The 25,708-nt window shown below is 63.0% G+C and carries 20 protein-coding genes, 1 tRNA gene and 1 pseudogene; 8 read left to right on the top strand and 14 right to left on the bottom strand.

The features are described from left to right. Positions 1 to 66: 66 nt before the first annotated feature. Positions 67 to 3,675: a transcription-repair coupling factor gene (gene mfd / locus ANI01nite_RS15940; RefSeq protein WP_141359182.1), complete on the bottom strand. Its 3,609-nt coding sequence runs from the start codon at positions 3,673 to 3,675 to the stop codon at positions 67 to 69. A gap of 239 nt (positions 3,676 to 3,914) precedes the next feature. Between mfd and ANI01nite_RS15935 the strand changes: the two genes are divergently transcribed. Both ANI01nite_RS15935 and nhaA read left to right on the top strand, forming a co-directional pair. Beyond that, positions 3,915 to 4,415 carry a DUF2505 domain-containing protein gene (locus ANI01nite_RS15935; RefSeq protein WP_141359180.1) on the top strand — a complete coding sequence of 167 codons (501 nt, stop codon included), beginning with the start codon at positions 3,915 to 3,917 and terminating at the stop codon, positions 4,413 to 4,415. A 162-nt stretch (positions 4,416 to 4,577) separates the two neighbouring features. Then, on the top strand, positions 4,578 to 5,927 hold the full coding sequence (nhaA, locus tag ANI01nite_RS15930; protein WP_170214674.1) for a Na+/H+ antiporter NhaA: 1,350 nt from the start codon (positions 4,578 to 4,580) through the stop codon (positions 5,925 to 5,927). 80 nt (positions 5,928 to 6,007) lie between these two features. Here nhaA and sufU read toward each other — a convergent pair whose 3' ends face one another. The 4 genes and pseudogenes from sufU to ANI01nite_RS15910 all read right to left on the bottom strand — a co-directional run. After that, complete coding sequence (sufU, locus tag ANI01nite_RS15925; protein WP_141359178.1) at positions 6,008 to 6,460, bottom strand: Fe-S cluster assembly sulfur transfer protein SufU; 453 nt, start codon at positions 6,458 to 6,460, stop codon at positions 6,008 to 6,010. After that, complete coding sequence (locus tag ANI01nite_RS15920; RefSeq protein WP_141359176.1) at positions 6,461 to 7,753, bottom strand: SufS family cysteine desulfurase; 1,293 nt, start codon at positions 7,751 to 7,753, stop codon at positions 6,461 to 6,463. It lies immediately after the preceding gene. A gap of 254 nt (positions 7,754 to 8,007) precedes the next feature. Continuing rightward, entirely contained in the window at positions 8,008 to 8,589 is a 582-nt protein-coding gene (gene pth / locus ANI01nite_RS15915; RefSeq protein WP_141359174.1) for an aminoacyl-tRNA hydrolase, read from the bottom strand. 42 nt (positions 8,590 to 8,631) lie between these two features. Continuing rightward, a pseudogene (locus tag ANI01nite_RS15910) lies at positions 8,632 to 8,904 on the bottom strand (50S ribosomal protein L25); the annotation flags it as partial. Positions 8,905 to 9,184: 280 nt separating this feature from the next. Between ANI01nite_RS15910 and ANI01nite_RS15905 the strand changes: the two are divergent. Then, positions 9,185 to 9,685: a DUF1801 domain-containing protein gene (locus ANI01nite_RS15905; RefSeq protein WP_141359172.1), complete on the top strand. Its 501-nt coding sequence runs from the start codon at positions 9,185 to 9,187 to the stop codon at positions 9,683 to 9,685. On the opposite strand, the gene ANI01nite_RS15900 is transcribed toward ANI01nite_RS15905, so the two are convergent. The 3 genes from ANI01nite_RS15900 to ANI01nite_RS15890 form a co-directional block, all read right to left on the bottom strand. Next, on the bottom strand, positions 9,682 to 10,662 hold the full coding sequence (locus tag ANI01nite_RS15900; RefSeq protein ID WP_141359170.1) for a ribose-phosphate diphosphokinase: 981 nt from the start codon (positions 10,660 to 10,662) through the stop codon (positions 9,682 to 9,684). The two genes, ANI01nite_RS15905 and ANI01nite_RS15900, sit on opposite strands and share 4 nt — an antisense overlap. Positions 10,663 to 10,734: 72 nt before the next feature. Next, positions 10,735 to 12,186, bottom strand: a complete 1,452-nt coding sequence (glmU, locus tag ANI01nite_RS15895; RefSeq protein WP_369826769.1) for a bifunctional UDP-N-acetylglucosamine diphosphorylase/glucosamine-1-phosphate N-acetyltransferase GlmU — start codon at positions 12,184 to 12,186, stop codon at positions 10,735 to 10,737. A gap of 132 nt (positions 12,187 to 12,318) precedes the next feature. Then, a tRNA-Gln gene (locus ANI01nite_RS15890) sits at positions 12,319 to 12,393 on the bottom strand. Between the two features lie 172 nt (positions 12,394 to 12,565). Between ANI01nite_RS15890 and ANI01nite_RS15885 the strand changes: the two genes are divergently transcribed. Together ANI01nite_RS15885 and ANI01nite_RS15880 are read left to right on the top strand one after the other, a co-directional pair. Then, positions 12,566 to 14,356 carry an ABC-F family ATP-binding cassette domain-containing protein gene (locus ANI01nite_RS15885; protein WP_141359169.1) on the top strand — a complete coding sequence of 597 codons (1,791 nt, stop codon included), beginning with the start codon at positions 12,566 to 12,568 and terminating at the stop codon, positions 14,354 to 14,356. A gap of 114 nt (positions 14,357 to 14,470) precedes the next feature. After that, entirely contained in the window at positions 14,471 to 14,749 is a 279-nt protein-coding gene (locus ANI01nite_RS15880) for a putative quinol monooxygenase (protein ID WP_141359167.1), read from the top strand. On the opposite strand, the gene ANI01nite_RS15875 is transcribed toward ANI01nite_RS15880, so the two are convergent. The 6 genes from ANI01nite_RS15875 to ANI01nite_RS15850 form a co-directional block, all read right to left on the bottom strand. Beyond that, positions 14,736 to 15,245, bottom strand: a complete 510-nt coding sequence (locus ANI01nite_RS15875) for a GNAT family N-acetyltransferase (protein WP_121866345.1) — start codon at positions 15,243 to 15,245, stop codon at positions 14,736 to 14,738. The two genes, ANI01nite_RS15880 and ANI01nite_RS15875, sit on opposite strands and share 14 nt — an antisense overlap. A 32-nt stretch (positions 15,246 to 15,277) precedes the next feature. Then, positions 15,278 to 16,648: an NAD(P)/FAD-dependent oxidoreductase gene (locus ANI01nite_RS15870; protein ID WP_141359165.1), complete on the bottom strand. Its 1,371-nt coding sequence runs from the start codon at positions 16,646 to 16,648 to the stop codon at positions 15,278 to 15,280. Between the two features lie 154 nt (positions 16,649 to 16,802). Beyond that, positions 16,803 to 17,735 carry a 4-(cytidine 5'-diphospho)-2-C-methyl-D-erythritol kinase gene (locus ANI01nite_RS15865; protein ID WP_141359163.1) on the bottom strand — a complete coding sequence of 311 codons (933 nt, stop codon included), beginning with the start codon at positions 17,733 to 17,735 and terminating at the stop codon, positions 16,803 to 16,805. A gap of 2 nt (positions 17,736 to 17,737) precedes the next feature. After that, positions 17,738 to 18,622 carry a 16S rRNA (adenine(1518)-N(6)/adenine(1519)-N(6))-dimethyltransferase RsmA gene (gene rsmA, locus ANI01nite_RS15860; protein ID WP_038989867.1) on the bottom strand — a complete coding sequence of 295 codons (885 nt, stop codon included), beginning with the start codon at positions 18,620 to 18,622 and terminating at the stop codon, positions 17,738 to 17,740. A gap of 100 nt (positions 18,623 to 18,722) precedes the next feature. Beyond that, a complete protein-coding gene (locus ANI01nite_RS17115) occupies positions 18,723 to 19,889 on the bottom strand; it encodes a resuscitation-promoting factor (protein ID WP_038990154.1) in 1,167 nt (388 codons plus the stop codon). Between the two features lie 259 nt (positions 19,890 to 20,148). Beyond that, positions 20,149 to 21,105: a TatD family hydrolase gene (locus ANI01nite_RS15850; RefSeq protein ID WP_141359161.1), complete on the bottom strand. Its 957-nt coding sequence runs from the start codon at positions 21,103 to 21,105 to the stop codon at positions 20,149 to 20,151. Between the two features lie 209 nt (positions 21,106 to 21,314). Between ANI01nite_RS15850 and ANI01nite_RS15845 the strand changes: the two genes are divergently transcribed. The 3 genes from ANI01nite_RS15845 to ANI01nite_RS15835 form a co-directional block, all read left to right on the top strand. Further along, positions 21,315 to 22,277, top strand: coding sequence for an AAA family ATPase (locus tag ANI01nite_RS15845; RefSeq protein WP_141359159.1), 963 nt, complete (start codon positions 21,315 to 21,317; stop codon positions 22,275 to 22,277). 10 nt (positions 22,278 to 22,287) lie between these two features. Beyond that, positions 22,288 to 23,604 (top strand): DUF58 domain-containing protein, encoded by a 1,317-nt coding sequence (locus ANI01nite_RS15840; protein ID WP_141359157.1) that lies wholly within the window; start codon positions 22,288 to 22,290, stop codon positions 23,602 to 23,604. After that, positions 23,604 to 25,708, top strand: a 2,105-nt coding sequence (locus ANI01nite_RS15835) for a transglutaminase TgpA family protein (protein WP_170214673.1), incomplete at its 3' end; no start/stop codon positions are given. The genes ANI01nite_RS15840 and ANI01nite_RS15835, both read left to right, overlap by 1 nt.

Raw genomic sequence — 25,708 nt, 5'->3', positions numbered from 1 at the left:
CAGGCATGGGCCAGGGGCCTGCCGGAAACGGCAGGATCCTGGCCCACGCGGTCAGCGACCGCCGCATCAGTCCTTCGCTGCCGGGGTCGGCTCGAAGATCGCGTAGAGCAGCTTCTCTGCCCATTCAAGGATCTCCCCGTCGGCCAGATCCCTGCCGCCGATTGGCGAGGTCTTCGGCTTCGGAATGAAGATCGAATTCAGCGCCGGCTTGTTCGCAGCCCCCGGGTACAGGCGTTCCAAGCGCACCTGGCGCGAAGCAGGCAGGTCCTCGATCTTTGCCGGGGCCAGCTTGATGTGGTTGCCGATCTGCTGGATATCATGCAGTCCCACGGCACGCGCACGGATGCGCAGGGCCGCCACCCGCATCAGGTTCTCCACCGGAACCGGCAGCTTGCCATAGCGGTCCACCAGCTCATCACGGACCTCGGCGAGCGCCTCATCGGTCTCGGCCTGCGCAATGTTCCGGTAGGCTTCCAGGCGCAACCGCTCGCCTGGCACGTAATCGTGCGGCAGGTGGGCATTGACCGGCAGGTCGATCTTCATTTCGGTGGCTTCTTCCTCGCCCTCCCCCTTGTAATCGGCCACGGCCTCGCCGACCAGGCGCAGGTACAAGTCAAAGCCCACCCCGGCGATATGCCCGGACTGCTCGCCGCCGAGCAGGTTGCCGGCTCCACGCAGTTCCAGGTCCTTCATGGCCAGCTGGTAGCCCGAACCCAGCTCGTTGTGCGCGGCCACAGCCTTCAGCCGCTCCAGCGCGATCTCGCCCAGCGGCTTCTCCGCATCCCATAGGAAGTAGGCGTAGGCGCGCTCGCGGCCGCGGCCCACGCGGCCGCGCAGCTGGTGCAGCTGGGACAAGCCGTAGTTGTTCGCCCGGTCGACGATCAGCGTGTTCGCGTTGGAAATGTCCAGGCCCGTTTCGATAATGGTGGTGGAGACCAGCACATCGAATTTCTTTTCCCAGAAGTCCTGGATGATCCGTTCAAGCCTTGATTCGCTCATCTTGCCGTGGGCCACCTCCACGCGGGCTTCGGGAGCCAGTTCGCGCAGTTCGGCCGCCACCCGTTCAATGGAGCTGACCCGGTTGTGCACGAAGAACACCTGGCCATCGCGCATCAGCTCGCGCTTGATGGCAGCGGAAATCTGCTTGTCGCTGCGCGGACCTACATAGGTCAGCACCGGGTGCCGTTCTTCTGGCGGGGTGGCCAGGGTGGAGGTTTCGCGGATGCCGGTCAGCGACATCTCCAAGGTGCGCGGGATCGGGGTGGCGCTCATCGCCAGCACGTCCACGTTCGTGCGCATCTTCTTGAGCTCTTCCTTGTGCTCCACGCCGAAACGCTGTTCCTCGTCGATGATCACCAGGCCCAGATTCTTGAATTCCACGTTCTTGCTCAGCAGGCGGTGGGTGCCGATGACGATATCCACACTGCCGTCCTTCAGCCCGGCCAGGATCTCCTTGGATTCCTTGGCAGTCTGGAAGCGCGAGAGCGTCTTCACGCGCACCGGGAACCCGGAGTAGCGTTCGGTGAAGGTCTGGTAGTGCTGGGAGGCCAGCAGCGTGGTAGGCACCAGCACGGCCACCTGCTTGGAGTCCTGGACCGCCTTGAACGCGGCGCGCACCGCAATCTCGGTTTTGCCGAAGCCCACGTCGCCGGAGATCAGCCGGTCCATCGGGATTTCCTTCTCCATATCGGACTTCACCTCGTTGATGGCGGTGAGCTGATCCGGAGTCTCGATGAAGGCGAAGGCTTCCTCCAGCTCGTTCTGCCACGGGGTGTCCTGGGCGAAAGCGTGGCCGCGGCTGGCCATGCGAGCCGAGTACAACTTGATCAGGTCGCCGGCGATCTCCTTGACCGCCTTGCGCGCCTTGGATTTGGTGCTGGCCCAGTCCGAGCCGCCCATCTTGGACAGGGTCGGCGCTTCGCCGCCGACATACCGGGTGACCATATGCAGCTGGTCCATCGGGACGAAGAGCCGGTCCCCCGGCGCGCCGCGCTTGGAGGAGGCGTATTCCACCACGAGGTATTCGCGCTTGGCGTCCTTGCCCGAGCCGTTGACCTTGCGGGCCATGAGCTCAACGAACTTGCCGATGCCGTGCTGCTCGTGGACGATGAAGTCCCCCGCTTCCAGGCTCAGCGGGTCAACCGCATTGCGCTTGCGCTTGACGGTGAGCTTGCGGCCCTTGCGGTTAGGGTAGGCGCTGGAGCGGCCCAGCAGGTCTGCTTCGGTGAGCAGGCCCAGCTTGAGCTCCTCGAAGACGAACCCTCGGCCGGCGGTGGCCTGGGTGATCTCGATCAGACCGGCGGTTGGCTCGGCGGACAGGTCATCCACGCGGTGCGCTGGGATCTTGAATTCGGCAAAGAGCTCGGAGAGGCGGGCAGCCGGGCCCGGTCCCTCGGTCGCCACGACAAAGCGCCATTGGTCCTTGACCCGCCCGGCAATGAATTCCATCATCGCTTCGATGTCGCCTTGGTAGCCGTGCGGTTCGCGGGCCGGCACGCGGATGGTCGCGGCACCCAGATCCAGTTCTTCATCGGCGCCCAGTGAGGTGATGGCCCACCAGGAGACCTTGGCGGCGCGTGCGTGCTCCACCGTTTCGGCCAGCGAGGCGAAGTCGCCGGTGGCCAGCTTGCGTTCAGACCCGGCGGTGGCCAGATCCAGCGGGGCGCTGGCCCCATCCGAGGCCGAGGCCCACGCGGCTGCCAGGAACTCGGCGTTGGTGGCATTCAGGTCCTGGGCTCGGGCGCGCACCCGCTCTGGTTCCATGACCAGCGCGATGGAGGATTCGGGCAGCAGCGAGAGCAGCGGCACCATCTTGTCCACCAGCAGCGGAGCCAGGGATTCCATGCCTTCCACGGCGATGCCGCCGGCAATCTTGGTGAGCATTTCCTGGGCGGCCGGGAACTGGTTCTTCAGGTTCGCGGCCCGGCTCATCACCTGCGGGGTGATGAGCATTTCGCGGCAGGGCGTGGCGATGATCCGCGTAGGCCCGGGGTCATCGGTGGAGCGCTGGTCTGCGATGGCGAAGTAGCGCATCGAGTCGATCTGGTCGCCGAAGAAGTCGATGCGTACCGGATGGTCCAGCGTCGGAGGGAAAACGTCAATGATGCCACCGCGCACAGCGAACTCGCCGCGGTGCGTCACCATGTCCACGCGGGCGTAGGCGGCGGCCGCCAGGTCCTTGATGACGTTGTCGAATCCCGGCTCGGCGTCCAGTTCCAGCACCACCGGGCGCAGTTCGCCCAGGCCTGCGACCAAGGGCTGCAGCACAGCACGGATTGGCGCGATGATGATATTCAGGTTCTCGTCCCGGTCGTGCAGCCGGCGCAGCACTTCCAGCCGGCGGCCCACGGTATCGCTGCGTGGCGAAAGGCGTTCATGGGGCAGGGTTTCCCACGAAGGGAATTCGGCGATTTGCCCTGCCGGGAGGAAGGCGCCCAGGGAGCTGGAGACCTCTTCCGCCTCGCGGCCGGTCGCGGTGACGATCAGCGTCACGCCCGGATGCTCGCTGCGGCTCAGTGCCTGGCTGATGTGCGCCGAGAGGATGGGGCGCATGCCCTGCGGGGCGGCGATTTCCAGTTCTTCGCTGCGTGCATGGTAGTCATGAGCGGCGCTTTGCCCAATGCGCCTGAAGGAAGGTTCTTCGCGCAGGAAATCATGAAGTCCGCTTAGGCTCATGGGGGTTCGGGTCCTCTCATGCAGACGCTTGGCTCGGTGCTTTCGTGCGGCGGTGCGCCGATATGACACCACGAGCGCCGGCCGTCGATGATTATCCACGGCCGAAACGTCAATATGTTGTTTTGGGTGCAGTCCTAGCCTACCCAATGCGCCTTTGCGGATAGGGTTAATACTGTCCGTCGCCGGGCCTGCACTTTTGCTGCCCGGCCACTTAGATTTCCAGATTGGGATTAGCTTTCATGGCATTGAACGCAAGCACTCAGATCGCCCACCCTGCAGACCAGGTCATCGCAACACTCAGCGATCGCGGCTTTGCCGAGCACCTGACCAAGGTGGCCAACGGTTCCCTGACCGACTTCTCCGTGAACGGCGACACCGCCGGCGCCTTCACCGTGACCACCGTTCGTTCGGTCCCCACCGATCGCGTCCCGGATATCGCCCGCAAGTTCGTTGGCGCAACCATCGAGATCACCCAGGTCGATGAGTGGACCGCCCCTGATGCCGCCGGCAACCGCTCGGCCACCGTGAAGATCTCTGTTGCCGGCGTTCCGGTGAACGTCAGCGGCACCGAGCAGCTCACGGCGCAGGGCGAAACCTCCGAATTCTCCATCGATGCCAAGGTTTCTTCCTCGATTCCGTTCATCGGCGGCAAGCTGGCTTCGGCCGCTGAGCCATACCTGGGCAAGGCACTGAATCTGCAGGCTGCCCAGGTCGAAGCCTGGCTCTCGAAGCAGGCCTAGCGAATAGTTACGCAACACCTCAGTCCCCGGACGTGCGATATCTCGCAATACGTCGGGGGATTTGTGCTCTGGAGCACTGTTCGCGCTAGTGTTGAATGCAGGTGTGCCGGGAAGTCTGGTCGGCGAGAAATATTCATTTAACGAAGTAAGCGAGTTAAACGCATGAGCCAAACTCCGTCTTCGGGTTCCGGCAAGAACCTGTTTTCGCGCCCCAGCTATAACGAATCAGTCCGTATCGGCGACATCCTGCGCAAGGAAACCGTCGGCGGCATGGTTCTCATCGCCGGCGCCCTGCTGGCCCTGGTCTGGGCCAACACCCCGCTGCGCGACTCCTATTTCGCACTGCGTGATTTCCACTTCGGCCCAACCCTGTTCGGCGTGGACCTGAATCTGTCCGTCGGCCACTGGGCCGCCGATGCGCTGCTGGCGGTGTTCTTCTTCCTGACCGGCCTGGAGCTGAAGAAAGAATTCGTCATTGGCGATCTGCGCAATGTGAAGACTGCGGCCGTTCCGGTCGCCGCCGCTTTCGGCGGCGTGCTGGTGCCGGCGTTGATCTTCGTCGCCATCGCATCCATGTCCGGTGGCGGCGAGCTGCTGCGCGGCTGGGCCATTCCGACCGCAACCGACATTGCCTTCGCCGTGGCGGTGCTCGCGGTGATCGGCTCGGCGCTTCCCGCGGCGCTGCGCATCTTCCTGCTGACCCTGGCCGTCGTCGATGACCTGATTGCCATTGTCATCATCGCCGTCGTGTTCACCGACGATCTGAACCTGTCCTACCTGGGCCTGTCGCTGATCCCCATCATCCTGTTCACGGTGCTTGCCCGTTCCCTTGGCAAGTTCTTCGCCAAGCGGGCGTGGGCCGCGTGGGTCATCCTGTTGCCTCTGGGCATCATCACCTGGATCTTCGTCTTCGGCTCCGGCATCCATGCCACCATCGCCGGTGTGATTCTGGGCTTCTGCGTCCCGGTCAAGCGCACCGATGGCCGCGAAGGCATCGGCCTGGCCGAACAATTCGAGCACCGTTTCCGGCCGCTGTCCTCCGGCTTCTGCATCCCCATCTTCGCCTTCTTCGCCGCTGGCGTGACTGTCATTTCCCCGGAGCAGGGCAGCGGCGGCTTGCTCACCGATCCGGTGTTCTGGGGCATCGTGCTGGGTCTGGTGCTCGGCAAGCCGATTGGCATCATGGGCTCGACCTGGGTAGTGACCAAATTCACCAAGGCCTCGCTGGACAAGGATGCCCGCTGGGGCGATCTCTTGGGCGTCACGCTGCTGGCAGGCATCGGTTTCACTGTTTCCCTGCTGGTTTCCGAACTGTCCTTCGGGCTGGAGTCCGCGCACTACGAGCACGCCAAGGTAGCGATCCTCGCCGGATCGTTCCTTGCCGCGATCCTCGGCGCCCTGTGGCTGATTCCGCGCAACCGCCGCTACAAGGTCCTGCACGAGCAAGAGACCCGTGACGACGACAAGGATGGCATCCCCGACGTATACCAGCAGGGCGACGAAGCGAACTAGCCCGCTGGAATGCTGAAGAAATAGCTCGGGCGTCGGCTTTCACAAGTGAAAGCCGACGCCCGAGCTATTTCGTTTTCCTACTACTTGTGCGCCTCGTGCATGGCGACCTCGGCGGCCACCCAAGCGAGCATGGCGCACTTGACGCGTGCGGGGAACTTGGAGACGCCGACAAAGGCGGCGGCGTCTTCCAGCACGTCCTCATCAGGCTCGAAGTTTCCCTTGGAGCGCATCATCTCGCGGAAATAGTCCCGCTTCCCAAGGAATTCTTCCTTGGTCAGTTCCGGCAGCATCTCTGCCAGCACCGAAGCGGAGGCCATGGAGATGGAGCAGCCATCTCCTTCCCAGCTCATCGAGGTGAAATGGTCCTGGTCATCCAGCTCGACGCGGACCCGGATCTGGTCGCCGCAGATCGGGTTGTGCTGATGCGATTCGCCGTGCAGCAGCCCTTCGGTGAGCTCAACCAGCGGCGAACCGATCCGGCGCTTCGAGTGGTCCAGGATGACCTGCTGGTAAAGCTGATCCAATTCGTTCATTTAGACTCCAAAGTATTCGCGCACGGAGCCCAAGGCCTCAAGCAGTGCCTTGATGTCTGCCTCCGTGTTGTACAGGTAGGTGCTGGCGCGGGTCGTGGAATTCACGCCCAGGGCGCGGTGCAGCGGCTGCGCGCAGTGGTGGCCCACGCGTACCGCGATGCCGCGCGAATCCAGGTACTGGCCCACATCGTGCGGGTGCACGCCGATCACTTCAAACGGGACAGTGCCGATGCGCTGGGCGTCGGCCGGGCCGAAGACGCGCACGCCGTCGATCTTCGAGATGCCCTCGTAAAGCATCGCTCCGAGGTGCTCTTCCCAGGCGGCGACCCGGCCCATGCCGATTTCGTCCAGGTAGGCAACTGCGGTGGCCAGACCGTGGGTCTGGGCAATGCGCTGGGTACCGGCTTCGAAGCGCTGCGGCGATGGCATGTACTCCGCATGCTCCATGTCCACCACGGTGATCATAGAACCACCGGTCAGGAATGGCGGCATGGCGTTGAGCAGTTCTTCGCGTCCGTAGAGTGCGCCAATGCCGGTTGGGCCGAGCATCTTGTGGCCCGAGAAGGCCATGAAGTCCACGTCCAGGGCCTTCACGTCGACCGGCAGATGGGGCACGGACTGGCATCCGTCCAACACCGTCAAGGCGCCGACCTTGCGCGCGGCATCAACGAATTTCTGGGTATCGGTGATGGTTCCCAGCACGTTGGACACGTGGGTGAAGGCCACCAGCTTGGTGCGTTCGGTGACCAGTTCATCGAGCAGGTCGTAGCGCAGCGCTCCGTCTTCGGTGATGGGCACGTAGCGCAAGGTGGCACCGGTTCGGAAGGCCAGTTCCTGCCATGGGATCAGGTTCGCGTGGTGTTCCAGTTCGGTGGTGAGGATTTCATCGCCCGGACCCAGACGGAAGCGGGCTGCAGCTTCTCCCCCGCGGCCCAGGGAGGCATTGGACATCGAGTAGCTGATCAGGTTCAGCGCTTCGGTGGCGTTCGCGGTCCAGACCAGTTCGTTGGTGCGTGCACCGATGAACTCGGCCACCGTCTCGCGTGCCTGCTCATAGATTTCGGTCGCTTCAACTGCCAGGGAATGCGCACCGCGGTGCACCGCGGCATTGGCGTTCTCGTAGTAGTGCTGCTCGGCTTCGTAGACGCAGCGCGGCTTCTGGCTGGTGGCGCCGGAGTCCAGGTACACCACGTCAACGCCGTTGACTTGGTGCTCCAGAATTTCAAAGTCGGCCTTGATGCGCTCAACTTCTCCAGCTGTCAACGCTTCAAGTGCTTCTGGCTGACCGGTCATCGTGTGCACGTGGTCCTCCGAATAATTGTCTTGGATGCCTGGCAGGACGCGGCATCAGAGAAGTCGGCGACCTATTAGGCAAGGGGTACATTGGGTAATTATTCCATTCTGGGCCTCGAAGCACATCTAAGTCAGGCCTTAGTAAGGAACGCCTCGCTACATGGCATTCCTAATTTTTAACGAGAGGAGGACCGCTGCGAACTGGTCCAGTCCGCAGCGGTCCCCCGCTTCACCGCTCCCGCCAGGGGCAGCGATCAGCTGATATGGAATTTTGCCTGGGCGGCTTCCAGTCCCGAGGTCATCAGCAATTGAACTGCGTCAGCGCAATTGTCGATCAGGAACGGAAGATCCGCCTTCTCGGTCTTTGAGAAGTCCTGCAAAACCCATTTGGCGGTATCCATGCGGCCCGGCGGACGTCCAACGCCTGCGCGCACGCGCAGATAATCCTTGGAGCCCATGGCCTTTGAGATATCGCGCAATCCGTTATGCCCGCCTTCGCCGCCACCGCGCTTGAGCTTGATGGTGTCGAACGGAATATCGATCTCGTCATGCACGACGATCAAGCGGTCCACTCCGATTCCGAAGAACTTCGCTGCATTGGCTACCGGCCCGCCCGAAAGGTTCATGTACACCATGGGCTTGGCCAGCACGATGCGCGGACCGCCAACCCCCATGCGTCCCTCGACCACTTGGGAACGCGAAGAGTGGGTCTTGAATTTCGAGCCGACGCGATTGGCCAGCTCGTCGAGCACCATCTGCCCGATATTGTGTCTATTGCCAGCGTAGCCGGACCCGGGGTTCCCGAGTCCGGCTACGAGCCAAGTTCCATCACTCATGATGCTCAGCTGAAACCTAGGTCGCTGGAATTAGGCAGCGATGATCAGGTCCAGGTGATCAACGGTGCGGTTCAGCGCGTGGATCTGGATGTCCTTGATGGTGGTCTTGACTGTCTTGCCTTCGATGTTCAGAACCAGCTCAACACCGCGGTCGCGAACGGCCAGGGTAGTTTCGCGGCCTGGCAGCAGGACGTGCTGCGGCTCGGAGCCTGCGCCGTAGACTACAGCCGGGATCTGGCCGTCGCGGCGAGCCTGGCGGGCAGCGCCCTTGCCGAAATCGGTGCGTACAACGGCGTCAAGGTTGACAGATGCCATGATAATTCTCCTTAGGAAATGGTTGCTTCATTCAGGCCCTTGCGTGGACTCGGGAAGCAACCAACATCTAAGAGATGAAAGAGCTTTTCCGGCCTTGTCGATAACGGTCCCACCATCGCTGGTGTTTCCCTCGCCTGGGCACAGTCAATAATTCTAGCAGTCCCACGCCCCTGGACGAAAATCTGTCACCCAGAACACAGCGGGCCCTTGCGCTGGCGGGTAGCGTTGAGGCAAGTCCCGCAAGCCGCTGCAGCCGACGAACGCTGCAGGAAGGAATTCCATGGCCAGCAAGCAGCCAGCAATGTCCCCTTCCGATCTTCCGATTGCACCGGTACTGGACCGGGCCACCGGTCCCCGGCGTGCCGAAGCCGATGAGCTGCTGGCGCTGTTCAAGGAAATTTCCGGTGACGAACCGGTAGTCTGGGCCGGGCGTATCCTCGGCTTCGGCCAGTACGAGTACCGCTACGAGTCAGGGCACGGCGGCATCGCGCCGCTGCTGGCCTTTGCTCCCGGCCCGAGCCACCACACCATCTATCTGGCCAGCGGATTTGCCGAACGCTGGCCGGAGCTGCTGGAGAAGCTCGGCAAGCACCGGAGCAGCAAAGCCTGCCTGTATCTGACCCGGCTTGCCTCGGTGGACCAGGCAATCCTGCGCGAACTGATCGAGAAGTCGCTGCAGGCAACGCTGTCCGACGACACGACCATGAACAGCTGCTTTAACTGCCTTCGGCCGGCACCCGCAGGGGTACCGGCCGAGGGCTTGCGAAACGAGGGCTGCTAGGCGCGGCCGTCAAACAGGTTCGTAACCGAACCGTCGTGGAACACCTCGGAGATCGCGCGGGCGATCGTTGGTGCGATCGAGAGCACGGTCAGGTTCTCGAAGCGCTTCTCTTCCGGGATCGGCAGGGTGTTGGTGACAACAACTTCCTTGGCACCGCACTCGGCCAGGCGCTGCGCGGCCGGATCCGAGAACACGGCGTGGGTCGCGGCGATGATGACATCCTTGGCACCGGCTTCCTTCAGCACGCGCACGGCGCCGGCGATGGTTCCGCCGGTGTCGATCATGTCATCGATCAGGATCGCGGTGCGGCCCTCGACCTGGCCCACCACGGTCTTGGACTCGGCCTGGTTCGGCACGGTCAGATCGCGGGACTTGTGCACGAAGGCCAGCGGAGCGCCACCCAGGCGCTCAGCCCACTGCTCGGCCACGCGCACGCGTCCGGTGTCCGGGGACACCACGGTCACTTCGCTGACATCTACCTTGGACTTGATGTAGTCGGCCAGCAGCGGGAAGCCGAACAGGTGGTCCACCGGACCGTCGAAGAAGCCCTGGATCTGCGCGGTGTGCAGGTCGCAGGAGATCACGCGGTCGGCGCCGGCGGTCTTGAACAAGTCGGCAACCAGGCGGGCCGAGATCGGCTCGCGGCCGCGGCCCTTCTTGTCCTGGCGGGCGTACGGGTAGAACGGCGCCACAACGGTGATGCGGCGAGCCGAAGCACGCTTCATCGAGTCGATCATGATCAGCTGTTCCATCAGCCAGTTGTTCAACGGTGCTGGGTAGGACTGCAGCAGGAACACGTCCTTGCCGCGCACCGACTCATCCGAACGCACGTAGATCTCGCCGTTGGCGAAGTCGTAGGCGTTCAAAGGCAGCAGATCGGTGTCGAGTTCCTTGGCTACTTCTGCGGCAAGTTCCGGGTGCGCGCGACCGGTGGCCAGCACCAGCTCTTTGTCGACGTTATGGCGGATTTCACTCATGGGGTTTGCTTTCTCGCTCGCTTCGCTATCACGTATGAGGTTGTTGTCGAGGAAATGTAGTCCGTAGCTGGATTACTCGGAAGCCGAGGAGTTCAGCGAGGACTTGAATGCTGCGTCAGCCGAAGGGGTGCCTGGGCGCTTTTCCAGCGTCCATCCCTCGGAGTTGCGCTGCGGTGCCACAGACAGTGCCAAGGCACCGGCCGGGACGTTCTTGCGGACGATGGCTCCGGCTCCGGTGTATGCGCCGTCGCCGATTTCCACCGGGGCGACGAATACGGTGTTGGAGCTGGTGCGCACATGCGAACCGATCTTGGTGCGGTGCTTCTTCTCGCCATCGTAGTTTGCGGTGATATTGCCGCAGCCGATGTTGGTGAATTCACCGATTTCAGCATCTCCGGCGTAGCCGAGGTGCGAGAGCTTGGAGCCACGGCCAATCGTGACATTCTTGGTTTCGTAGAAAGCGCCGATCTTGCCATCTGCACCGAGGTCGGTGCCCGGGCGCAGGTAGGCGAACGGGCCAACCGAAGCGCCGTCAGCGATGCGCGAGTCGGTGGCGTCGGTGCGCTTGACGGTAGCGCGCTGGCCAACCACCACGTTGGTCAAGGTGGTGTCCGGGCCAACGGTGGCGTTGGCGCCGATGACGGTCTCGCCGTGCAGCTGGGTTCCCGGTTTGATCGTGGCGTCCTGGCCGATCATGACGTCGGCGTCGATCCAGGTGGTCGCAGGATCGACGATGGTCACGCCCTGGCGCATCCAGAATTCGGTCTTGCGCTGGTTGTAGATGCGGGCCAGGTTGGACACCTGCACGCGGTCGTTGGCGCCCTCGATCTGCCAGCGGTCGGCGATCTGCGAGGAAGCGACGCGGCCGCCGCGTTCACGGGCGATGGCGAGAACGTCGGTCAGGTACATCTCGCCCTGTGCGTTGTCGGTGGTGACCTCGGTCAGTGCCGAACGCAGCATCTGGGCATCGAATGCGTAGATGCCGGAGTTGATTTCCTTGACTGCCAATTCCTCCGGCGAGGCGTCCTTCTGTTCGCGGATGCCGGAGACGTCCCCGTTGGCGTCGCGCAGGATGCGGCCGTAGCCGGAAGGGTCATCCAATTCGGTGGTCAGCACGGTCACCGAGTTGCCGTTCGACTCATGGGTGGCCACCAGTTCCTGGAGCACCTCGCTGGTGAGCAACGGCACATCGCCGTAGGTCACTACAACGGTACCCTCAAGCGACGGGTCGACAACTTCCAAACCCTGCTGCACGGCGCGGCCGGTGCCCGGGATCTCATCCTGGTCGGCAATGGTGATGGAAGGGAACTGCGTCAGGATGTGCTCTGCGACCAGATCGCGCTGGTGGCGGACAACTGCTACCAAGTTCTGCGGCTGCAATGCCGATGCCGCGTGAAGTGCGTGGCCAATCATGGACCGACCTGCAATTTCATGCATGATCTTCGGCTTCGCCGATTTCATGCGGGTACCGGCGCCAGCGGCGAGGACGATGACAGCTACTGGTGCATTGACCTGATCACTCAAGTGCATTCTCCTGCAAATTGGTTTCAAGGTTTTGGGCAGAGAAGTAAAACCTCAGAGCAAGTCTATCGCGAGCGCCGGGATGCGCTGAACTGATTAAAAAATAACGGCGCCACATCTGTGGCGCCTGATCAATGGTTCCGCCCCTAGGATTCGAACCTAGAATGCACAGCTCCAAAGGCTGGCGTGTTGCCATTACACCAGGGCGGAAAATCGCTTGCGCAGGGCATGCCCGACAAGCACGCTAATTATTCTGCCATGATCGGCCCGTTGTGCGAAATCGCAAAACACCGTAGCTAAACTCACTTTTGTTCTCTGCTTTAAACAGCCCGGGCCAGCCTGCAATGACCTCGATTTGCCCTCGGAACGTAAAATGGGAATCGTGGCTCATTTACTCGGGGGCGAAGCCCTGCATCTGGAATATCCCACCCATGTCGTTTTCGACTCGGTGACCATCGGCATCTCCGACGGCGACCGCATCGGCTTGGTGGGTCGCAACGGCGAAGGCAAGTCCTCGCTGCTCGGCATGCTCTCCAACAGGATCGAGCCCAACTCCGGGCGGGTGACCAAGCGCAACGGACTGCGCGTGGGCGTGCTGGACCAGTCCGACACCCTGGATCCCGAAGCAACCGTGCACTTCAGCGTGGTGGGCGAAATGGACGACCACGAATGGGCCGGCCAGGCCCGGATCCGCGACATCATCTCCGGGCTGGTCGCAGACCTGGACTGGGAAGCGAAGGTCGGCACCCTTTCCGGCGGCCAGCGCCGCCGCGTGGCCCTGGCCGCGCTGCTGGTTCAGGACTGGGATGTCATCATCCTGGACGAGCCGACCAACCATTTGGACGTCGAGGGCATCTCCTGGCTCGCCGAGCACATCAACAACCGCTGGTCCAAGAACTCCGGCGGCCTGATGGTCGTCACCCACGACCGCTGGTTCCTCGACGCGGTCTGCACCACCACCTGGGAAGTGCACGACCGCCTGGTCGAGCCGTTCGAGGGCGGCTACGCCGCCTACGTGCTGCAGCGTGTGGAACGCGACCGCATCGCCGCGGTCACCGAATCCAAGCGGCAGAACATGATGAAGAAGGAGCTGGCCTGGCTGCGCCGCGGCGCACCGGCCCGCACCTCCAAGCCGAAGTTCCGCATCGAGGCGGCCAACCAGCTGATCGCGGACGTTCCGCCGGTGCGCAACCCGCTGGAACTCAAGCAGATGGCCACCAGCCGGCTGGGCAAGGACGTCATCGACCTGCTGGACACCGAGGTCTCCTTCGGGGACAAGCAGGTGCTCAAGCCCTTCACCTGGCGCATCGGGCCCGGCGAGCGCACCGGCCTGCTGGGGGCCAATGGCGCCGGCAAGTCCACCCTGCTTGGCCTGATTGCCGGCACCGTGGCGCCCACCGGCGGCAAGATCAAGCGCGGCCAGACGGTCAAGCTGGCGGTGCTTGACCAGCAGTTCCGCGAGCTGGAGCAGATCGGCGAGGACCTGGTCCGCGAGGTCCTCGGACGCTTCAAGACCACCTTCAATGTGGACGGCAAGGACCTGACCCCGGCGCAGCTGCTGGAACGCCTCGGATTCTCCTCCGCGCACCTGTCCACCAAGGTCCGCGAGCTCTCCGGTGGCCAGCGCCGCCGCCTGCAGCTGCTGATGATCCTCATGGGCGAACCGAACGTGATGATCCTCGATGAGCCGACCAACGACGTCGATACCGACATGCTGGCCGCACTGGAAGATCTGCTGGACTCCTGGCCGGGCACGCTGATCGTGGTCTCCCACGACCGCTACCTGCTCGAACGCGTCACCGACCAGCAGTACGCCATCCTGAATGGCACCTTCCGCCACGTGCCTGGCGGTGTGGACGAGTACCTGAAGCTGCGGGCCGCCCAGGGATCGACGGGCGGATCGAATCCTACCCAGGCTTCATCGCAGACTGCCGGCAAGCCTGCCGGCCCAACGGGGGCCGAGCTGCGTGCCGCGCAGAAGGAATTGAACGCCAATGAACGCAAGGTAGGCCAGCTGGAGGAAAAGATCGCCAAGGTCCATGCCAAGATGGCCGATCATGACCAGAGCGACTACGAGGGCCTGGCCAAGTTCACTGCCGAGATCAACGACTACCAGTCGCAGATCGATGAGCTGGAAGAGCGCTGGCTGGAACTGTCCGAGCTGCTCGGATAGCTTCTGCGCACTGCGATCGAGCTGGAGGGCCCGGAAACTTTTCGTTTCCGGGCCCTCCAGCTTCTCCGGTAATTTTTCTCCCAGTCTGCCACCGATCGTGGCAAACTTGCTGGCATGGGAACCGTGATCTTGGAGGGCCGGCTGCTGTGCAAGGATGCGGCCGAAGCTGAGGTAGTGAAGAAATTGTTGCCGAAGCATATCCGCCTGACCAAGGCCGAGCCCGGGTGCATCTCGTTCTCTGTCACGCCAACCGAAGATCCCTGGGTGTGGATGGTCCACGAGGAATTCGAAGACAGTGGCGCCTTTGAAGCCCACCAGCAGCGGGCCGCGGCTAGCAAGTGGGGCCAGGCCACCTCCGGCTTGCAGCGGATCTACACGATCAAGGGGCTATAGCCAGCCTCATCTTGAATCCCACATGCGACGCGGTGAAGCCCAGCGCCTCGTAGAATCGGTGCGCATCGGTGCGCTGCGCATCGCTGGTCAATTGGACCAGCTGGACATTGTTGTTCTCTGCTTCGGAAATAGCCCAGCGGATCATTGCAGTTCCCAGTCCCCTGCCGCGCAACGCGGAGGACACGCGCACTGCTTCGATCTGCATCCGCGTCGCTCCCCTGCGTGCCAGTCCCGGCAAGAGGGTCAGCTGCATCGTGCCGACCAGTGTTCCGTCCTGGGCTTCCACCACCATCAGCGAATGCGCCGGGTCCGCATTAATTTGGTTGAACGCGTGGAGATACTGTTCCATATCCTCCTCGGCGCCCTGATGCTCCGCTCGGCGAATGTCATCGTCTGCCATCAAGGCAATGATCTGATCGAGATCCGCTGCTTTCGCTTCGCGCAGCAGGTAGTCCTGGCCGCCGGCCCACAAGCTTCCGCGCTTTGCCGTTTCCATGGCCACAGCCTAGGCCTTGCAAGGCCAAGCCCTCAAGGCTTCCCGGTGATCTTGTCGGCCAGTACTGCCAGTGGAGACGAGCTGGCACGCCCCTTCAACTCGCTTCGATCTGCCGCGCCATAGGCCGCATACAGGCCCTTGGTTGCCAGCCAGCGCAACGGTTCCGGCTCCCACTTGCGCACCTGGTGGTTGACCCACGGCAGGCTGGTCAATTCAGTGGTTTCCCCGAGGATCAAGTCGCGCAGGGTGCGTCCGGCAAGATTCGTCGTGCTGACCCCGGTGCCGACGTAGCCACCGGCCCAGCCAATACCGGTCGCCGGGTCCAGTCCCACGGTAGCCGCCCAATCGCGAGGCACGCCAAGCACCCCGGACCATACGTGGTCGATTCTTGCGCCACGGGTCTGCGGGAACATGCGGTGCAGGATTTCCTGCAATCCCTGGACGGTGCTGTGCGGCGTCACGCCGTCGGTATCCGTGCGCGAACCGTACTTGTATGGGACGCCCCGACCACCAATGGTGATGCGATCATCCGCGGTGCGCTGGGCATACATGTACACGTGGGCGTAGTCGCCCAGCACCTCGCCGTGATTCCATCCCAGCTCATCCCACACGGACGGCGCCAGCGGTTCGGTGGCGATCAGCGAAGAATTCATCGGGAGCCATAAGCGCTTGTGTCCGGCCAGCCCGGCGGTGAACCCTTCGGTGGCACGGACAATGTATTCGGCGTCCAGCGCGCCGCCGTCGAATTCGACGCGGTGCGGGCGCAACGCGGTGACTCGGGTGTTTTCATGGATCCTGACGCCGAGCCGCTCCACCGCGACGGCGAGACCGCGGACCAGTTTGGCCGGGTGGATCCGGGCGGCATGCGGATGCCACACCCCTGCCCGGGCGTTGGCAACGTTGACCTTGCGGCGCACCGCGTCGGCTTCCAGCAGCTCGGTGTCCGAGTGCTGCCATTGCGCAGCTGCCACATCGTCGGCACGCAGCCGTCTCTCCTGGGCCGGGGTGTACGCGACTTCAAGTTCTCCGCCTTGCAGGATATCTGCGTCAATCCCTTCGGCGGCACACACCTCGATGACCTCGGCAACGGTACGGTTCATTGCCAGCTGGAAGTCGTTGACCGCCTGCCTTCCATGGGATTTCAGGTAGCGTTCGCGGCCGGCGGTGATGGTGTTGGTGAGCCATCCCCCGTTGCGTCCCGAGGCGCCGTAGCCTGCGTGCCGGGCTTCGAGGATCGTGATGCTCAGCTCCGGGTTGGCCTTGGCCAGGTAGTAGGCGGTCCACAGGCCGGTGAATCCGGCACCTATGATGGCCACGTCTGCGCTGCCATGGCCGCGCAGCTGCTGGCGTGGCTCTGGCAGTCCGATCTCTTCCCACCAGTGCGAGACGCGTCCGTTGAGCATGTTGTGTTCCGCCCCAGAGTCATAAATGAATAGTCTTCAATATTTGCTTTGGGATTCAGCCTAGGGCCATGCCGAAGCCGCAACAAGGGGTCGGGAGCAAATGATGAAAGAAATCCCTGCCCGGCTCAAGGCCAGACAGGGATTCTTCGGAGGATTATTCTGCGAGGGTGATGTGTGCTCCAGGTGCTGGTGCGGTCACCGGGATGGTAGCCACACCCACCTCGTCGCCCAGCTGGGCCATGACCTCATCAGCATGCTTGGCGTCCTTGACCAGCAATGCCAAGGTCGGGCCTGAGCCGGATACCATGGCGCGCAGCGCGCCGGCTCCTTCTGCCATATCGCGCATGGTGCCCAGCTCCGGGGCCAAAGCCAGGGAAGCCTGGGTCAGGTCATTGGCCAGTACCCGGGCCAAGGCTGGCGCGTCCGAGGCCATCAGCGCCTCGATCACCGCAGGATCGATTTCCTGCGGAACTTCGATTTCCATGCCCGCGCGCAAGCGATCGAGCATGCCATAGACGCGCGGAGTCGACAGGCCATAGCTGGCCGGAATCAGCACCCAGTGGGTCTTGGCGCGGGTCAGCAACGGGGCCAGCTTGTCGCCGATGCCCAGTCCAATGGCGGCCCCGCCCATCAAGGCGAAAGGCACGTCGGCACCGAGCCGTGCGCCCAGGCGGCCGAGTTCCTCGCGGTCCAGCCCGGTGCTCCACAATTCGTTGCAGGCCACCAAGGTGGCCGCGGCGTCGGCGGAGCCGCCGCCCATGCCGCCGGCGATGGGAACGCGCTTGGTGATGTGCAGGTCCGCGCCGAGGCTGCAACCGGTGTGCTCGCGCAGCAGCTGGGCCGCCCGGTGCACCAGGTTACCGGCGCCCAGTGGGAAATTCTCCGGTTCGGAAACTACCGGGGAATTCGGTTCCAGGCTCAGCTGCAGCTCACCGTCGGTGCGCAGCCTCGCTTCGATCTGCTCGGTCAAGGACACCGCGACGTAGAGGCTGGCCACCTCGTGGTAGCCGTCTTCGCGCGGAGGGCCGACCTTGAAGTAGCAGTTGATCTTGCCCGGTGCGGTTGCAATGACGCGCTGCTTGGACATGCCTAGGCCTCGCTCGCCGGAGCTTCAGCCGGAACATCCTGGGCGGCCCTGGCAATGTCGATGTATTGCTCGATGTCCAGTTTCTCGCCGCGTTCCTTCGGATCGATGCCGGCGGCCACCAGGATCTGTTCTGCGCGCGCACCGGATCCGGCCCAGCCGGACAGGGCCGCGCGCAAGGTCTTGCGGCGCTGGGCGAAAGCCGCATCGATGATGGCGAAGACTTCTTCGCGGTCCGGGGCATCGCTGCGGTCCTTGTCGCGGGTGAAGCCCACCAGGCCAGAATGGATCTTCGGAGCTGGCCAGAAGACGTTCATGCCGATCACGCCGGCCTTGCGCATGGTTCCGTACCAGGCGCCCTTCACCGAAGGTACGCCGTAGATCTTGCTGCCTGGGGTGGCGGCCATCCGGTCGGCCACTTCGTCTTGCACCATGACCAGGCCGTTGCGGATGGACGGGAAGTGCTCCAGCAGGTGCAGCACCACCGGGACGGCGACGTTGTAGGGCAGGTTGGCGACCAGCGAGGTGGGTTCGCCGGGAAGTTCGGTGACCTTCATGGCGTCGGAAAGGATCACGGTCAGGTCGTCTTCGCGGCCCGGGCGGAATTCGGCCATGGTCTGCGGGAGGCGCTTGGCCAATGGCGGATCAATTTCCACGGCCACGACCTTGGCGGCGGCGTCCATGATGCCCAGGGTCAGGGAGCCCAGGCCCGGGCCTACTTCCAGCACCGTTTCCGAGGGGTCGACTTTGGCGGCGGCGACGATGCGGCGGATGGTGTTCCCATCAATCACAAAGTTCTGCCCCAGCGTCTTGGTAGGGCGGATTCCCAGCTCTTCGGCCAGACGACGGATTTCGGTGGCCCCAAGCAGCGGCAAAGATTCCTTAGACATCACGGATCCAATTCTAGTTCAGCTAGATTCATCCAAACATAACAACGCGACGCGTCCACCGTGATGGTGGACGCGTCGCGTTGCTGCTTGGCTTATGTCTTTAGCGCAGGCCCAGCTTGGCCGAGCATGCTGGCCAGTGGCCCCAGCCACCGGAACGACGCAGTACCTCAGCCGCGGCGATCTGCTCCTGCGGGGTTGCCTGGTGCGGCAGCGGTGCGTACTGGGTGCCGCCGACTGCACGCCATGAGGAAGCGGAGAACTGCAGACCGCCGTAGTAGCCGTTGCCGGTGTTGATCGACCAGTTGCCACCGGATTCGCATTTGGCCAGTGCTGCCCAGGTTGCGGAGATGCCGCCCGGGGTTGGCGTGTTCTTGGAGGAGGAGGATTCCTTCTTCTCTTCCTTGGTGCCCACGCGGATTTCCTCGGCCACTGGCTTCTTGGTGACCTTGGACTTGAGGACTTCTTCCTCACCCTTCTTGCCGTTGCGGGTTTCCTGGCGCAGGGTCAGCTGGCGCTCGCCCTTCTTGCCTTCGGTCTTGACCTCGGTGTCGCCCTTGTCCAGCGAGCTGTCCTTGATCTTCTTGGTCTCGAAGTCGATGTCGCGGGTTTCGTCCCAGGTCTTCACGGTGACGTCGATGACCTCGACGGTAATGCCGGCTTCCAGCTTGACGCTGTCCTTGACGTTCTTGTCGGTTTCGTCCTTGATCTTGACGTTGATCTCGTCGTTGCCGTCGACCTCGATCTTTTCCTCGGCAAGCAGTTCCTTGACGGTCGAAGCGGTCGTTGCGACCTTCTTCTTCTTGTCCTTGACGACCAGGGTCATTTCCTTGGGCGTGATGACTTCCAGGTCATCGCTCAAGGCGGCCAACTGCATGTCCTCGTCCAGGGATACCTCGGAACCCTTTTCCAGGTCGAGCTGCTCGACAACGTCGGCAACGGTCATGCCGGTGGTGTGCACTACACGCTCGGTGCCATCCACGGTGACTTCAATCGACTTGTTGCGCTTGATGTCAACCAGCTGCTGGTCGACAAGTTCGGAATCCAGTGCTGCGGAGATCTCATCGCGCTCAGCCAAGGTGACATCCTGCTGTTCCAGCAGTGCGCCGACGGTGGCGGCACGGGTGGTGATTTCCTGGCGCTGTCCGTCAACCGACATGACAACCGACTTCTGTCCGGAAATGTAGAAAACGGCGCCGGCGATAACCACGGCTACGGCGAGCGCCTGCGCCAGGTATTTCACCCAGGTCTTCTTGAGCAAGTGAGTCACGGTAATGAGATCCCCATCGTTTGTAGGCCCGCTTCCGCCGATTCCGTCCAGAATCATCGGTGGGCCCGGCAGTGTTCGCTGCCTGTCCTTCAATCAAAATTTCGCCGTGTTTCCACCTGCTGCAAAGCGTTGAGGATCAGGCTGTCCCGAACACGCCTTGCCGAAAACGGGCAGGGGCGGTACCGGACATCTCATCCACCGTAACCGAATTGTTATATTTGTGGCAAGTGTCCTGTAACGAGACACACAACCGGCGGGTCTAGAATTCTCCGTACACTTCCCGGGTATTCGCATCGATCAGGGTGCAGAATTCTGCCAGCTCGATTCCCTTGTTTTCCGCCAAGAACCTAGTCGTGTAGGGAATCATGTAACTGGCGTTCGGGCGGCCACGGAAGGGGTGCGGGGTCAAGAACGGCGCATCGGTTTCCACGAGCAGCAATTGCGGATTCGCCAGCGACAAAGCCTCGCGGAGATCGTGGGAATTCTTGAACGTCACGGTTCCGGAGAACGACATGTACCAGCCGTTGTCGTTGCAGACGCGGGCCAGCCGGGCATCACCCGAGAAGCAATGGAAGACCACTTTCCCAGGCAATGGCGCATCCTTGAGCACCCGCACCACGTCCTCGTGGGCATCACGGTCATGGATCTGCAGCGCCTTGCCCTGCTCCACCGCAATGCGCAGGTGCTCGCGGAAGGAATGCTCCTGGGCGCCCCGTCCGTCTTCGCCGGTGCGGAAGTAGTCCAACCCGGTTTCGCCAATGGCACGTACCCGCGAATCCGCGGCGAGCTCCTCGATCCGGGCAATTGCCGCTTCCAGCTCTCCGCGCTCGGCCAGGCGCGCGGCATCGTTGGGGTGGATGGCCACCGCGGCCAGGATATTCGGGTACTGGTTGGCGACTTCGACCGCGTACTCGGATGATTCCACGTCGCAGCCGACTTGGATCAGCCCCTTGACACCAACGGAGGCCGCCGCGGCCAGCGCATCGGCAGCCTCGACCTTCACGGTTCCATCCAGGAAATCCAGATGCGTATGGTTATCGACCACGGGCACCGGCAGCGGCTCGGGCGCTGGCGGGTAGTGCAGGTTGCGCTGGCTTCCGCCATTTTCGTTGCCCGTGGCGCGCGCCCGCTCCCCCTGGCCTGCTGCTGTAGCTTGCTCCGCGGGGCGGTAGGCCTCGGGAACCAAGGTGGGATCAGTGTGCTTCTTCTTGGACACGATAATCCTTTGCGCGTGGGTACTGGGATGGAATCTGTGGTTAATTGTGGCACCACTAGGCGCATTGGCAACAATCAGGCGCTCATCCCGCGGCAGTTAGGCTCTGTTACTGGATAAAAGAACCCCATATGATGTGATGCAAGACCCAATTGAATGCATCCCGGGACGGTGGATCTTGTCCCTGGTTCATTCTCCAGGAGGAACTGCGCATGAGTGCTAACCGAACAGTGCCGTCGCTCGATTCGGCATTCCAGTCCAATTGCCAGCGCATTTTCGACGCTGTCCAAAGCGTCATCACCGGAAAGCCCGAGGCTGTGACCAGCGCGTTGACGGTCCTGCTGGCACAGGGCCACCTGTTGCTGGAAGACGTTCCCGGTGTCGGCAAAACCATGCTGGCCAAGTCATTGGCCCGCAGTGTCAACGGTTCGGTGCACCGCATCCAGTTCACCCCGGATCTCTTGCCCAGCGATGTCACCGGCGTCTCGGTGTACTCCCCGCAGACCCACGAATTCACTTTCCATCCCGGGCCGGTCTTCGCCAATATCGTCATCGCCGATGAAATCAACCGCGCGAACGCCAAAACCCAGTCGGCACTGCTCGAATGCATGGAAGAGCAGCAAGTCACCGTCGATTCGATCACCCATCGGCTGGAGCAGCCATTCATGGTCGTGGCCACGCAGAACCCGGTGGAGTCCGAAGGCACTTTCGCTTTGCCCGAGGCGCAGCGCGACCGATTCATGGCACGGCTGTCACTGGGCTACCCGCAACGCGACGCCGAAATCACCATACTGACCGGCCGGCATGAATTCGACCCCTTGGAAGCGCTGCAGGCAGTGGTGCAGCTAGCGGATCTGAGGCACATGATCGAGCAGGTGAAAGCGGTAACGGTCACCGAACGGCTGGGTGCCTACGTGGTGGACCTGGGCCGAGCCACCCGCGAGCATCCGCAGATAGCGCTCGGCGCTTCGCCCCGCGCGCTGATCCAGTGGGTTCGCGCTGCCAAGGCCCACGCAGCGATCCATGGGCGCGACCATGTCTTGCCGGAAGACGTCCGCAGCGTCGCCGAGATGGTGCTGAACCACCGGTTGATCCTGACCCGGCGAGCGGTGGCGGACGGGTTGGGTGCCAGTGCGGTAATCCAGGAGCTGGTTGCCAGCACCCCGGTGAACTAGCGCCGCAACCATGGAGAAGATCCCCCGCTATGATTCGCGCGACGCGCTGTCCTGGACGCGCACCGAAAGCGCGGATACTGCATTGCGCCGCTGGCATCTTGACCTGTTCACGGTGCGCGGCTGGTGCACCGCCGGGGCAGGCGGGCTTCTGCTCTTCCTGGCCTATCTGCTAGGCCGGCACGAAATGATGGCCTTGGGCCTGGGCCTTCTGGCCTTGGCTTTGGCCAGCTGGGGTTTGGCCATGCGCCTGCGCGGACGCACCAATATCCACCGCGAGCTGCTCTCGGAGGTTCCCACAGTCGGCGAGGTCAGCAAGTTCCGCTTGTCCTGTGCTGAGCGGTCCACCATCCAAGAGCGATTGCCCGAAGATTTCGGTCCCGGCCCACGGCTCCAAGCTCCGGGATCCATAGAGTACGAATTGGTGTTCCGCACCCGCGGGATCCATCTCATGGGCCCAGCCCAGCAGATCGTCGTTGACCCGCTGGGGCTGATCCAGGGCATGGTGCGCGCCGGTGAGTCATTGCAGGTTCCGGTGCGCGCGCAATTGCATGAGCTGGATCGTTTCGCCTCGCTCGGAGAGCGAACGCTCACCGGCGATGCGAAGTTCTCCCGGAGCACCACCGCCGATTACTACGATGTCGCGACCCGCGACTACCAGCAGGGCGACTCCATCCGCCAGGTGCATTGGAAGGCCAGCGCCCGCCACGCCAAGCTCATGGTCCGCCAGGAGAACCATGTGGCAACCGCCCAAGCACTCCTGGTCTTGGATACCTCCTTCGAGCATTGGAACCACAGCGGATCGGATCTGCGGATCTCCCTGCCGCAGGCTCACGCTGAAGCGCTGACCAGCAGCCGCCGCTTTGAAAACGCGTTGTCCTTGGCCAGCAGCATCGGCCTGAGATACGCCACCAGCGGCTACCAGCTCGCCTTCCGCAACCTCGCCGGGACCTCCTTGGCCCAACGGGACCTGCATAGCATCTCCGAGCTTGGCGCACTGAACAGTTTCGAGGATTTCCATGCCGCGACCACGGAGCTGTCCTTGGACAACGGCAGCGTTGAAGCCAACGGTCCCGAGATCCTGGGCAGCACCCTGCACAAGGAGCTGCTGGGATTCCGCGAAGAACCGGTCATCATGATCCTCGGAGAACTCGATGACCCGCAGGCAGCCTGGCTGGCGACGCTCTCACGCACCGTACGCCATGTTGAAATTTTCCTGCTGGTCAGCCACCCTGAACGCTATCTGGCGATCCAGCATGAACTGGCACGCACCAGCTGGAAGGTGCATATCCTTCCCGGCAATATGGCAATAGACGAGATGTGGGGATGATGAGCGCTGGCCTTGCTGTGGCTCCCGGTCAATCCCTGGAGCCCGAAAATCACGTTCCGCGCCCCGGTCCTGCGGCCGCGATGCGGCTCTTGCTGCTGCGGGTGGCCGCTGCCTGCTGCCTTGCAGTCGCAGTCTTGGCCGGGACCGCCTCGCTGTCCGGGGTCATCGAAGGTTCCGGCTGGTTCCCGGCCATCGTCGCACCGATCTTCGCCGTGCACCTGTGCGCCGGGCTGCTGCGCGCAGTCCGCGGCGTGCGCTGGGCCGCCCTCCCGGCCGCCGCTGGTATCGCCGTGGCATCCATCGCGCTCAGCCCTGCCAGCGAAATCAACATCTATGGGGTGCCGTTCGCCCAATGGGTCTGGTCTGCGCTGGCTGAAGCGGGCATGCAATTCGCTACGCAGGTTCCTCCGGTAGCCAATTCCCGTTATGTGGCGTTCAGCATCTTGTGCTTCACCCTGGCCATCAGCCTGCTCGTCGAGCTGCTGGCCAGCTTCCGGCGCACCGCCATGCTGATCATCATGCCCTTGTCCCTGGCACCTGTCATTGCCTCGCTGTTCAAGCAGGAAGGTGCGGGAATCGGCTATCTCTCGCTGCTGGTGCTGGGAGTTCTCGGCTACATAGCGCTGATTCCCTATCTTTTCGCCCCTGCATCGTCCAAGCACTCTCAGCCGAAGCTTCCCACGCCCAGGTCGCTAGGCATTCTCGGCATCAGCGCGATGACCTGTGTCGGTGTGCTCTTGGCAGCCAGCTTCTGGATGCCGGGTTTCCGCAGCGGCATGTTCCCCGAGGGGCAACGGCCATCCGGCGACCTGCTGGCCAGCAATGTCGATCCGCTGATCAACCTCGGAAGAGACCTCCGCTCTAACAGCGGAGCTCCCATCCTGGACTATTACACCACCGCTGAGGAAGCACCCTACCTGCGCACGCAAGTGATCAAGGATCTTTCCACGGACCGCTGGGAACCAACTGAGGGCCTGATGCAGCACACCCTTGATGGCACGTCAGCGGTGACACGGAATTTCAGCACGTTCAACAGCACCAGCGAAGTACTGCGCATGAGTTGGCCCGAAGGCATCAGCAGCCCCGTGCTCCCCCTGCCCAATCAGTCCTATTTCGTGCAGGGCATCGTCGGAGACTGGAACTGGACCCACGAAACTTCGGTGGCCAGGCTCACTGGCGACGCCATGGCAGCCACCAACGACATTTCAGTGGCCTACTCGGATCTGGACATCAGCACGCAAATGGTCCGCAATATCGGGCACTTCGGAATTGATGTCGGGGACCAGCTGGCCGGTGAATACCTGCGTCTTCCGCAAGATCCGGACAACACCCTGGAACCGCTGTTGCAGCAAACCCTCGACGAGGCCTTCGGCGACGAGGGGAAGCCGGCCAATGACATCGATGCCGCTGTGGCCTTGCAGCATTTCTTCCGTTCCGGGAATTTCGTGTATTCCGAACGCACTCCCCTGCGCGAAGGCTACGACGGGGCCAATCGCCGCGTCGTTGAAGCGTTCCTGACCCGGCGCCAGGGGTACTGCGTGCACTTCGCCTCGGCCATGGCCCTGCTGGCCCGTGAAGCCGGCATCCCATCGCGTATTGCCGTGGGGTACGCACCGGGCGAAGCCAACGGGGAAACCCTCGAAATCACCGGGGACACAGCCCAGAGCACGCCGGAACGCCGTCTGGCAGAAGGTACCGAGCTCACCGGCTACACCGTCAGCGGAAAGCAGTTCCACGCATGGCCAGAACTGTATCTGAACGGGCTGGGCTGGATTCCCTTCGAACCCACACCTGGGCGTGGCTATGCCCCGAGCTACGCGCCGGAACCAACGCTCACAGCGGCCCCGCAGGAAAGCACGGCACCGGATGTCCCCACCGAGCGCAGCAACCCTAGCCTGCCTGCCAGTGACAGCCCTTCCGCCCAGGCGCAGCCCGCAGAGCCCGTGGAACAAGGCGCGCAGGCTGCGTGGCTGGTGCCGGCCATCGTGCTGCTGGCCGCCGTGGCGCTGGGGATCGCCCCGTGGCGCCGCCATCGCCTCCGCGAAGAACGGCTGGGACGCGTGCGCCAAGGCGGGGATGACGCCGCGCCAGCGCTGCTTGCCGA

This window comes from Glutamicibacter nicotianae, from assembly GCF_006539525.1.
GTDB classification, from domain to species: domain Bacteria; phylum Actinomycetota; class Actinomycetes; order Actinomycetales; family Micrococcaceae; genus Glutamicibacter; species Glutamicibacter nicotianae.
This window is presented reverse-complemented; position numbering and strand designations above follow the sequence as displayed.